The organism is Methylicorpusculum sp. (assembly GCF_030651835.1).
In the GTDB taxonomy this organism is placed as follows: domain Bacteria; phylum Pseudomonadota; class Gammaproteobacteria; order Methylococcales; family Methylomonadaceae; genus Methylicorpusculum.
The window spans coordinates 1-11,439 of record NZ_JAUSBX010000132.1; the positions used below are offsets into that span (position 1 = coordinate 1).

Genomic DNA, 11,439 nt, shown 5'->3' on the forward strand with positions numbered 1-11,439 from the left:
GCAAAACAGCCATGTTGCGGATATTGCTTCGGATGATTTAAACACGATCAAAAACAAATGGAGTCAATGGAATACACCCGACTATTTTTCTCCCAACCCTACCGTCATTAACGCCATGCAAAAAGCAACCTTAGGCCGAGACTTGAAACGGCCCACAGAAGCTTTTACCGCTAAATCAGAAAAACTGGCGGAAAACAGCATTGACGACGCGGAGCCAGTTGCCGTTATTGATTGATTAAGTCCATGCTGTCATTGGCCAGGATCAAATCATAGGCCGCAGTCCAGTTTTGGCCGAGTGCCGGAGACCACGAAAGGCAGCTTCGTAGAAGCGAAACCAAAAAAACGATCCTTAGGCGTGCGGTCGCTTTGGAGAAAGGTGTATGGCGGGTTTGGGTCGCTATGAATAGCTATCCATAGCGGCCAATTGATCAAGTTCAATGATCAAGCTTGTCGGCCTTCATTCCAACCTCTTTTTGCAAACAGCCGAAATTTGTTCTACATTCAAAGTTGGCTCTAATGCTTGGGAGATGGCTGCCAGTGGAAATACATTGCATTAACCGGTTAAACCAAATGACGCCTTAATTGCTTTGGAAATGAGGCTTTAATGCTTTGAGGTTGATTTCCCGATTGAATTTTAAAAGAACGAAAGGCTGTCCTTAAATACTTGGGGACAGCCTTTTTTTTGGCTCATCGCCCATAAAAACGGTTCGAAATAGGCTGTCTTTCGTCTATCCATCAAAAGAACACCTGATAGGCTGCTCTTTCGCGCTTATACACCGCTGATTTTTTGTTAACAATGACCGTGTTCCGGAACAGAACCTCGGTCGGTGAATTGCAAATAGCTGACAACCCTCATCAAGCCTATTTTTGGAGTTCTTCAAATGAACAAATTGAAAGCACTGTTTACCTCTAAACCATTGTTGGCCATTTTTGTTGCTGCTGCTGTCGCGCTTGCTCCTGAAGCAATGGCCGGTACCGGTGGTAGTGAGTTCGACGACATCTACACACTGTTGGTTGGCTGGACTCAAGGTACTTTGGGAAAAATCATTGCCTTGGGCATGTTCATGGTGGGTTTGTCTGCCGGCATCGTCAACCAATCTATCGTATCTGTTGTTATCGGCATCGGTGGTGCGTTGGCTCTGTACTACGGTCCAAACGTCATCAACGGTGTTGTTGCCGCTCTGGTGTAATTCCAGAGTTATCGCCCATCACCCACGATGGGCGGTACCCTTTTTTTGTTAGTTGTAGACGAAAGGGCCGCCATCTTGACAAGGTGCGGCCTTTTTTTTGGGCGAAAAAAAATCGAAAGGGGCCGAAAAACCGCGTCTTTCACCTCGATGCAAAACAAATCACCGCTATATGATTAATCTTGTGTTTTAGTGAAAAAACCAGGAGATCATTTGTGGGTGCATTTGTATATGAAAAACAGCTTAAACGCCACACGCTAAGAGAGCTGATTCCCGTCGAATCGTATGACGATGAATCAAATTTGTTCACAATGGCCGACGGTTACATCGGCTTTGGTTTCGTGGCGAAACCCATTCCAGGATCTGATGAGTCAACCACTCAGCGATTAAACGTACTGTTTTCGTTTGACTACCCGAAAGAAAGCTTTATTCAAGTCATGCTTCTGGGATCTCAAGACATAAGACCCACGCTAGACAAGATCAAAGCCATGCGAACGATTAACGATGAGGCGTTGAAAGAGTCGATGAATAATCGACTGAAAATGCTAGAGTCAGGCTCTAGACAAGCGCTTAGCCTTCATGCGCCATCTTTAGTGCGCGAATACAAGGTGATTTTCACAATCAAAATTCCGCTTGAAAAAAAGAATCACCTCCCGACTCAGCATGAGATTGCATCCGCTCGTGATTTGAGATTGTCCTTCGAACAAACACTGAAATCAGCAGGCTTTATGCCTAACACTATCGACGCCGAGCTTTATCTCCGTCTGATGGGTCAACTCTTGCACTGGGGTCATGAAGCTAACTGGAGAAACCCGGCGCCATATTACGATCAAACGTCGCCGGTCAACGAACAGTTAAGCGAATACGATGACATGATGCAAACGGATTCCAATGGAATTTGGTTGGGCGATAAACGATTGAGAATTTTATCGCCTGGCAGACTTCCGGGACAAATGAGCTTGCAAAACATGCGGCGAATGATTGGTGATCCTTTAACGGGGAATCGCGGCATTCACGGCAATTTTTTCATCAATCTAAATATTTTCATCCCGGATAACGCAGTAGAAAAAGCAACCGCCGATAAAGAGCGCAATGCCGTCAACTACCAGGCTTTCGGGCCGATGCTGAAATTCAATCCCAAGTTAATTTTCAAGAAAGAAAGCTCAGACTTGTTGTTCAACTCGATCAATGATGGCGATCGAATATTAAAAGTTAATCTCTGTGTAGGGCTTTTTACGGATTCTTTGGCAAATAGCGAAACGCGTCTCACTGAAGCTCAAACGTATTTCAGCGAAATCGGCTGGGGAATGAAAGAAGATAAGTACATCACGCTACCCATGCTGGTCAACTCGATGCCGTTTTGCGCTGATTTAAAAGCCGTGCAATTTCTCCAGCGTTATAAGCGATGCGGGTCAAAGCATGCGGTTGAATTTTTGCCCATCATCTCCGATTGGAGCGGAACCGGAACGCCTCAGTTAACGTTCATTTCAAGAGGCGGACAGGTCATGAATATGGACCTTTTTGATTCGAATACCAATTACAACACCTGCGTCGTTGCCGCTTCCGGCTCCGGAAAATCCTTTTTAACTAACGACATCATTACGTCCTATATCAGCTCGGGGGCTAAGTGCTGGGTAATCGATATTGGTCGATCCTATGAAAAGCTGACTGGGGCTATCGGTGGCGATTTTGTTGAATTCGGCGAGGACAGCGAAATCTGTTTGAACCCGTTTCAAATTATCAAAAATTATAACGAAGAGGCCGACATGCTGGTTGGCATTATCGTATCCATGGCCGCCATGGAAGACAAGTTGTCGGATTTGCAGATTGCACGACTTCGGACAATTCTCAAAGAATTATGGGATGAGCATGAAGGCAGCATGACCGTGGATCTAGTTGCCGACCTGCTGTTGCAAGATGACGACCGGCGGGTTGTTGACATGGGGCATCAATTATTTGCCTTCACCACCTCTGGCGAGTACGGCCGATTTTTCAACGGTGACAACAACGTCAATTTCGATAACACCCTGACTTGTCTCGAGCTGGAGGAACTGAAAGGGAGAAGCCACTTGCAACAAGTAGTCTTATTGATCCTGATTTATCAGATCCAGCAAGCCATGTATCTTGGAAATCGTGATCAACGAAAAATCCTAATCATTGACGAGGCATGGGATCTCCTCGCCAAAGGCAACATAGCGAAATTTATCGAAACAGGTTATCGCCGTTTTCGGAAGTACAACGGTGCCGCTATCACTATTACCCAGTCTTTGAATGATTTGTACAACTCGCCGTCAGGTGTCGCGATCGCGGAAAACTCAGCCAACCTTTATCTGTTATTCCAAAAACCTGAAACCATTGAGTCGATCAAACGGCAAAACCGGTTGATGATCGGTGAAGGTGGTTACACGTTCCTAAAATCGGTGCATACAGTCACTGGGCAATATTCAGAAATTTTTTTCGTTACCAGTTATGGGGTCGGTATCGGACGACTCATTGTGGATAACTACACCAAGCTTTTGTACTCAACCCATCCTGATGACATCAAGAAAATCACCGAAAGAACAAGCCGTGGCATGACGACGGCGGAGGCGATCGAAGATATTTTAACGTCGGAAGGAAACTAAATCAGTAGTTCATTTCAAAGCAAAGAGGACACACTATGGCCGAAAACACCCAAACTCCACCCAAAAGAGAATCATCTTTTCAATATAGAAGGCAATTCATTGAAAACTGTCGAAACAGCAAAATCATTGAAAAAGCGACTTTTACCGATGCCGTCATGCGGGTTTACCGGCTTAGATTTCGTGAAATTTCCCGGTCGGCCTATCTGACGCGGTTCTACTGCAGCATTGGTAGAGGCCAAAGTTTTGATGTTGAGCAAAAACTCACCAAGGAAATGATTGCCATCATCAATGGCGTGAAGGAGAACATCGATAAAAAAATCGGTGTGGCTGATCAACTCATCAAAAGGAGCGGTATCACCATAGGGGAAGCAAAGTATGAGACTGTCAACGTCACGATCATTGACCCGATTGCAATGTTATTTTTAAACGCGCTCAACTCAGCTCGCGATCTAGAAGAAAAGCTGAGAGTGTTGTGGCTGGCTTGCAAGTTAACCGACATTGAAAAACGTCAAGCACTGACGGAAATCGAAAAAGAATTTAACGATGCGCATCAGCGCTGCCAGGCATTGATGATCGGCGTCAGAAACCGTTTTAACGAACAAAGACGCGCACGTGAAGAGGAAGCCAGAACAGCTGGCGGTCAAGATCAACATTTCGAGGAATTGGCTGTTTCCGAAACCGAAATTATCAGTGCGGTTGAGCAAGATGAGTCGAGTGATCTCGACGACGCCCCAAAAAAATCGAGCAAAAAAATTTCCGTTGAAGCTCAGGCAGAAATTAACGCTGAAATCGAATCAGAAAGCGCGTGAGAAATCGATTGCTGACTTTAGTTATGGCCGTCTCATTGGGCGGTCATAGTTCTATTTCCATCGGGAACGAGCGTGATGGAGCCGGTTTTTTCGGTGTGTCGGATGGACGAAGACAACTATCGGTTCTGCACAATGACTCACCCTTCTATGAAGACAAAGAAAGAGGTTGGTTTTGGTATGAAGAACCGCCTACCGAGGCTATCCCTGAACCCGAACCGATAGCGCCTTCTAAGCAAGCCGTTCCAGAGAAAAAGGAAGAACCGACTTTAGCAAAGCCGGATGGGCCAAAACCATTGTCTGCAGAATGGTTCCGAAAAAACATGGAAACGTATAGAGACAAGGCAATCGACAACCCTACACAACAAAATGTATCGACGTACATGTACCTGCAACGGGTAATGCTCGACAAGGCAGAAAAGTTTTCAGAAGTTTCGCAAAGAGTTGTGATGGCTGATGCGCTATTGGATGAAAACACCAGAAGACCCATTGCTACCTTTGGTGCATTTGCCAAAGATGAAATGTCGACCAGGGGAACGGAAAAAGCGGCAAAAAAACTCGCTGAAACCGCGGGGCTTTGGTTTTTCTATGACAGCACATGCGATTTCTGCGTTAAACAGGCCGGTGTATTGAAAGGCTTGATCAATGCCTACGGATTCAAGGTGCTGGCCATTGGTCGTGATGGCTTGCCGCTAACCGGTGGAAGCTTTCCGGATTTCACGATGGACCGAGGTCAAGCGAAAAAACTGGGTGTTGAAACGACCCCATCACTATTTTTAGTTAAACCGGGCGAGAACGGCGGTGCCATTCAGCTTGGACAGGGATTGTTGGCAGGCGATGAAATCATCAAGCGTTCGATTGCGCTGGCACACCAGAATGGCTGGCTAAATAACCAAGAATATGAGGAAACGCGTAAGGTCAAACCTATTCAGGTTGAAACCAAGACGATCCAGAACATCGATGAAGACATCATGAATAACCCCAATGATCTGGTGAAAACCCTACGAGATAACTTAAAAAAACAACTGTGAGAAGTAATCCTAATGTCGAAACCCGATAAAAAATATGATGAACTTGAACAATATGACGTTAATTCAATTTTGGCCGATCACGTATTGAGCGATCTTCTGAAGGAACGACGGTCAGAACGCCGTTGGCGATGGATTAAAAGACTCGCTTTTTCAGGAATGGGTGTCGGTCTTTTTGCGGTTTATTTGGCTTTTTATGCCAGCAGCCTTGGCTACAAACTAATGCCAAATGCAGAGATTGTAGCGATCGTCAATGTGTCCGGCTCAATCGGCGCAGGTCAGTTGGCATCAGCGGAAGAGTTGGTGCCGGTTTTGGAAAAGGTCTTTCACTCTCCCAAAGTCAAAGCAGTTGCTTTGAATATCGACAGTCCTGGCGGACAACCTTTCGAGTCTGAGCGTATTGCCGAAACACTGGATCGCTTAAAAGTGGAAACAGGGAAAATCGTATATGCCTTCATAGGCAATACGGGTGCCTCCGCGGCGTATATGCTGGCATTGCATGCCGATCGAATCATTGCCGGACGATATAGCATGGTAGGCTCCATTGGCGCCATCATAGCAGGATGGGATTTTCACAAACTAGCCGAAAAATGGGACATCAATCAACGCATTTATGCTTCAGGTGTCCATAAAAACATGCTGAATCCTTTTGCTGCCATGTCGAAAGAATCAGAAGAGAAAGCGCAGCAAATGGTCGATCAAATGGCGCTGGTATTTGCCAAGGAATTTCAAGAAAAACGCAAAGGGAAGATCAGGGAAGGGTTTAACTACACAACCGGAGAAATTTGGGGGGGTGAACAAGCCTTGGAAATTGGGTTGATAGATGAAATAGGCACCATCGAATCTATCGTCAATCGAGAATGGCACCTGCCAACCCACGATTTTGGGCCGACAAATAAATCAAAAGGATTTTTTCCTCAATTCAGCGCGCAGATCATGAAAACAGTTTTGTCGTGGGCAAACTAAAAGACGCTGAAAAAACGGCTTCTTTCGATAAGGTAGATGCGGGTAATTTAGGGCATAGTTACCTCAAGACAATACCTAAAGAAGAATCGATTTTATCCAAAACATAGCCTGGACTTAATCTGATGAACAAGTGCTGCCTGATTTTTCTTGTACTTTTACCCCTATTGATTGCAACGCCGGCACAGGCAGGCCTGAATGAAGAGCTGAGTGGCATGTTTAACGACATGATCAACGTGACGCCGGCAGGTTCTTATGAAACTCAGCGCCGCGGTGTCATAACGGGCGGCAATATCTCAATGAGAAATAAAGTTGTGCATCCCAATTTGATTTCATTTGTCCCACCCAATTTTAAGGGCGGCTGCAACGGGATCGACATGTTCGGCGGATCTTTTTCGTATATCAATAGTGAACAGCTCACTCAGCTGATGCGAAGCATTGCTCAGGCTGCAATAGGATATGCATTTCAATTAGCCATTGAAGGGATGTGCCCGACTTGCGCACAAATCATTTCTAAACTTCAAAAAGATATAGCGCAAATAAATTCGCTCATGCGAAATTCGTGTGAGGCCGGTAAATGGATTACAAGCACTATGGCCGGATCTACCGGTTTACAGGCCTGGCATGACGAGAGGATGAAAAAAGCATCTTCTATAAACACAGAGCGTGGTTATCTCTCTGACTTTTTTGATTCACAGGAAAACCAAACAGAATCACCTGCCAAAACAGTCATCGTGCAAGGCAGTACGGATGAAATTACAGGTAACGTTGTCTATGAGGCATTAGAAACAGCAAACGCTATCAGTTGGTTTGATAATGGTGACACCCAATTGAAGATGGTTTTAATGAGCTTAACAGGCACGTTGATCATTGATAAAAATGCAGATGGTTCTGATATCAAATACGATTTTAGACCTCCTTTGATTAAGGTAAGGGATTTTATAGAGGGTGGAAGCGTTGAAATCTATAAATGTGAATCAGCAGAATGTTTATTACCGGATGGAGATAATTCACAAACAATAACCTTCGATGGAATGAGGACGAAAGTTAGAAAAATGCTATGGGGCAACGGAACTTGTGCCGCTTGTAGTGGCGGAATTGTAAGGAAACTAGCCAATAGAAGCGGTGGCGCTGAATTTAGTAATGAAGAAAAGCAGTTTATTCAAGCAACTTCGCCTGGAATCTATGGGTTATTGAGAAAACTTGCTCCAGAAATACAGGCTGCAGCGCTTGTTGCAGAACGAATGGTAGACATTGAAAGCACAGAGCTGACAAATAGAATAGTTGATGAAATGTTCGATGTCGTAAGAAACGCTGTCGCAGCAACGGGTCGACCCATGGATTCATCCATGCTAACTGTTATGCGAGATACTAGATTGCAATTCAATGAAGAGCGCCGGGTTTCTGGTGAAACGATACAAGGTGTAGATTCACTTATTAATCTGCAACAAAATATTGTTAATTCAATGAGAACGCCAAATCACAATAAAAGGTATTAAAAGATGGCTTACGAGATCTTGAGTATCGGTGATGGAGAATTACTGTATAGCGCGTTTCAAGGTGCGGCGATGGTATTCAATAACGATAGCATCGGCAAATTAATGAGCACAGGATTTACGTTAGGTATTTTAATTATTTCATTTAAGTACATAACAGATCAGCAGTTTCCTCTAAGGCATGCATTAGTAGGGCTTATTGTTTATTCAACAATGTTTATACCGAAAGATACTGTTTTGATCGAGGATATTTATACGGGCGAAGTAAGAACAGTAGCAAACGTTCCATTAGGCTTGGCGGTGCCAATGTCTATTGTATCAACCATGGGGGTAAGGATGACCGATATGTTTGAAACAGCTTTTTCGACACCAAACGAAGCGAGTTTAATTGCTCACGGTTATCTTAATTCTCTTGAAACGCTTCTAAAGCTCAGACGAATATCAATAGGGACAGCTGGATCAAGCTCATTAATGGTGGGTGATCTTGGTAAATCTATCAATGGATACATAGAAAATTGTGTCATGTTTGATTTGGATCTTCCCGATGGCGATCATGAAGTAACGAGAGAAACACTGGAAAAATCAACTGATTTATGGGAGGCAATGAAAACAACTTTTATCAATATTGATGTCATGTTAACACTGCCTAATGCATCTGCAGCTGAGCAAAAAAATTGCAAAGATGCCTATGAAGCAATAAGCAAATATTTAAGCAACGATACCTTTTTTGACGCCCTTGATAGACATGTTGCGAGCGTATTGGGGATAACAAACCCAGATATAAAAGCAGTGGATAGGATAGAAGTTGCGTCCAGTGCCCTTGGCAATGTTTTAAACGATTCCCAAATATTCATGAGAAATGCACTGATGGCTTCTTATCTAAGAGAAGGCGAAAAAGCATTTATTGATAGACAAGGGACACTAAATCTTCAAGTTCAATGGGCTGGAGAACAGAACAAATTTAATGAAATAGCAAAACCTTTGATGGCATTCGTTGAAATGTTTTCGGTTGCGATTTCACCAATAGTCGCCTTTCTGTCAACGATAGGTCCTATGGGTATGACGATGATAGCGCGATACATACAGATGATGATATGGATCGCACTGTGGGGGCCATTAATGGCAATCTGCAACCTATACATCACCATAGTCACGACAAGAATATTGGAAACAGCTGCAAATCATGCGGAAGAGAATGGCTCAGGACTTGATGCCATGGTCATGCACGATCAACTATACGGCACTCTTGAAACATGGCTTTCAGCCGGTGGGATGCTGGCATCGAGTGTCCCGGCATTATCATTGATGTTAGTGTACGGAGGATCAGTTGCAGCAACTAACTTAGCAGGCAAAATGACATCAGGCGCTTCGAGCAGTGTGAGTCCACAAAACATTCAAAAACCCATGGAATCTTCGTCATGGGGCACCATGGGATCAATGGCGGAAATGTCGCCAAACACAGCTTCTAAAAAATCAGCAATGGCTGATACCAATTACTCTGCATCTTCAACCTTTGCAAGGGCATCACAAAGCGCGACGGATTCGCTCAAAAGTGCAAGCAGTAGTGCTAGCGAAACCTTAAGCAAAATCAATCAGCTTTCAAGCCGATCGGGAACAATGAGCAATCAAGCCAGCGCGGTCACCAGTGCCATGAATAAGACCATAACTGATGGTAGCAATTGGTCTTCGAGCGATGGAAGAACAACAAGTAGCTCGCAAAGTATGTCACAGCAAGAATCAGAGTCGGTTCAAGCAGGGGTTAATGGAGCTCTTAAAGGTGGCTTGGGCTCCGACATGATCGGCGCCTCGGTTCAGGCGTCTTTGATGTCAAACTCAGGCATGAGTGCGGCAAGAGCCAAAGAACTGGGCGATATGGCTCAGCATGTTGTAAATAGCGGAGTGATGGGGAGTGATGTAACAACATCATCATCCGGGACATCCAATACCAGCACTAACCAAAGCTTCGAGTCTTCCGAGGAAATGGAAGCCCTTGGAAAACAGTACCAAAGCCAACTGAACGCCCTCAAGCAGGCCAGCGAAAAATATACTCAGACCGCGACCATGCAGGATTCCGCCGGCAAATCGCTAGTCGCGCCTTACCAGGATTTGGCGACCCGTCTGGTTAATTCTGGCGCACTTGCCGATATCAAAAATGCGCAAAAAGAATTGAAAAATAACATGGGCGAAAAGGATTATGGCGAGCTCTCCAAAAATGCCCAGTACGAGATTAATAATTCCAGCGCAGTCTTAGCGCCGGGGAGTCATGAACGCGAAGCATTATCTGGCTTTTTAATGCTGAATCAACACGATCCGGTAAAAGCTGCTGAAATTGTGAATAGCAAGCTCATGCCAACCAACACTCAGACTGGGGTAGACATTGGGCATGATGCCTTTAGCAAAGATCAACAAAGTGTAGATGGAATCGTTAGCGAGAAAACAGCCGGCGAATTCAGATCTACAGCAAAAGGGGGCGGGGAAGATGTTGATGGTGATGAAGGTTCCGGTAGCGGAAGAAGGGGCTACATGGGAGGAAGATCAAAGGAAATGCCGAGTAAAAATGACCAAATGCCCAAATCGGGTCTCCACCCAAGTCAAGCCAATAAAGCAATGGCTCATTCGGCAAGTTCTGAAAATAAAACCGCACCATCGCAAGGTTTCGGGGCCAAAAACAGCCAGGCTGGTTTTGGCTCAAAACCCGCAGGCAACAGTTCAAGAGTCGGTGATTTGAAAGCCAAAGTGGCAAATGAATTGAGCGGCCATAAAAACAAAGGCAGATTTGAGCCATACCCAGCAAAATTTAAAGAGGGTGGGCATCTAAATCCCGATGATATAAATGGCACGAATATGGGGCTTAAAGCCGGTAAAAATTTTGGCAATGCAGGGCACGACTTGGCGCGTGATGCTGCTACTGCTGCGAATAACAAGATTGATTCTTTACAAAATGATATTTCAAATGCGGCAAAACAATCGGTTGACTCTTTCAAAGAGACTTTTGGCATGAACGATAAAAAGCCAAGCAAAAGCGATATACCTCACACGCCATCCGATAACGATCTTCCACCCATTAATTAAAAACCTAGCGAGGCAATGATGTTTAAAAAGAAACAGAAATTGCAGGACACCATTGTAAACGTAGTAAATGATGCGCTTTTCAATGTCCGGGAGGCCAATATTCAATTGACAACTGAAGTAAATAAGGGATGATGCGTTTCTCAAAATACCATTTTTGGCGAGATGGTAATGTCCCACCATTTCAAAGCCGTTGACCGCTGCAGTCTTGCCTCAAGTTCACGGACCTGATCAGCGGCTAATTTAACGCCCTTTTCATAGACGCC

The 11,439-nt window shown here is 44.7% G+C and carries 8 protein-coding genes; all 8 read left to right on the forward strand.

The features are described from left to right. Positions 1-235 (forward strand): hypothetical protein (locus Q7V32_RS17155; RefSeq protein ID WP_304898206.1); only part of this gene is annotated, 235 nt, incomplete at its 5' end. Positions 236-881: 646 nt separating this feature from the next. Then, on the forward strand, positions 882-1,190 hold the full coding sequence (gene traA / locus Q7V32_RS17160) for a TraA family conjugative transfer protein (RefSeq protein WP_304898207.1): 309 nt from the start codon (positions 882-884) through the stop codon (positions 1,188-1,190). A gap of 212 nt (positions 1,191-1,402) precedes the next feature. Beyond that, complete coding sequence (gene traC, locus Q7V32_RS17165) at positions 1,403-3,811, forward strand: type IV secretion system protein TraC (RefSeq protein ID WP_304898208.1); 2,409 nt, start codon at positions 1,403-1,405, stop codon at positions 3,809-3,811. Positions 3,812-3,846: 35 nt separating this feature from the next. Continuing rightward, positions 3,847-4,620, forward strand: a complete 774-nt coding sequence (locus Q7V32_RS17170; RefSeq protein ID WP_304898209.1) for a hypothetical protein — start codon at positions 3,847-3,849, stop codon at positions 4,618-4,620. Positions 4,621-4,628: 8 nt separating this feature from the next. Beyond that, entirely contained in the window at positions 4,629-5,648 is a 1,020-nt protein-coding gene (gene traF / locus Q7V32_RS17175; RefSeq protein WP_304898210.1) for a conjugal transfer protein TraF, read from the forward strand. Positions 5,649-5,660: 12 nt separating this feature from the next. Then, positions 5,661-6,611, forward strand: coding sequence for a S49 family peptidase (locus tag Q7V32_RS17180; RefSeq protein ID WP_304898211.1), 951 nt, complete (start codon positions 5,661-5,663; stop codon positions 6,609-6,611). Positions 6,612-6,733: 122 nt separating this feature from the next. Further along, on the forward strand, positions 6,734-8,107 hold the full coding sequence (locus Q7V32_RS17185; protein ID WP_304898212.1) for a conjugal transfer protein TraH: 1,374 nt from the start codon (positions 6,734-6,736) through the stop codon (positions 8,105-8,107). A 3-nt stretch (positions 8,108-8,110) separates the two neighbouring features. Further along, a complete protein-coding gene (locus tag Q7V32_RS17190) occupies positions 8,111-11,176 on the forward strand; it encodes a conjugal transfer protein TraG N-terminal domain-containing protein (protein WP_304898213.1) in 3,066 nt (1,021 codons plus the stop codon). Positions 11,177-11,439: the final 263 nt, after the last annotated feature.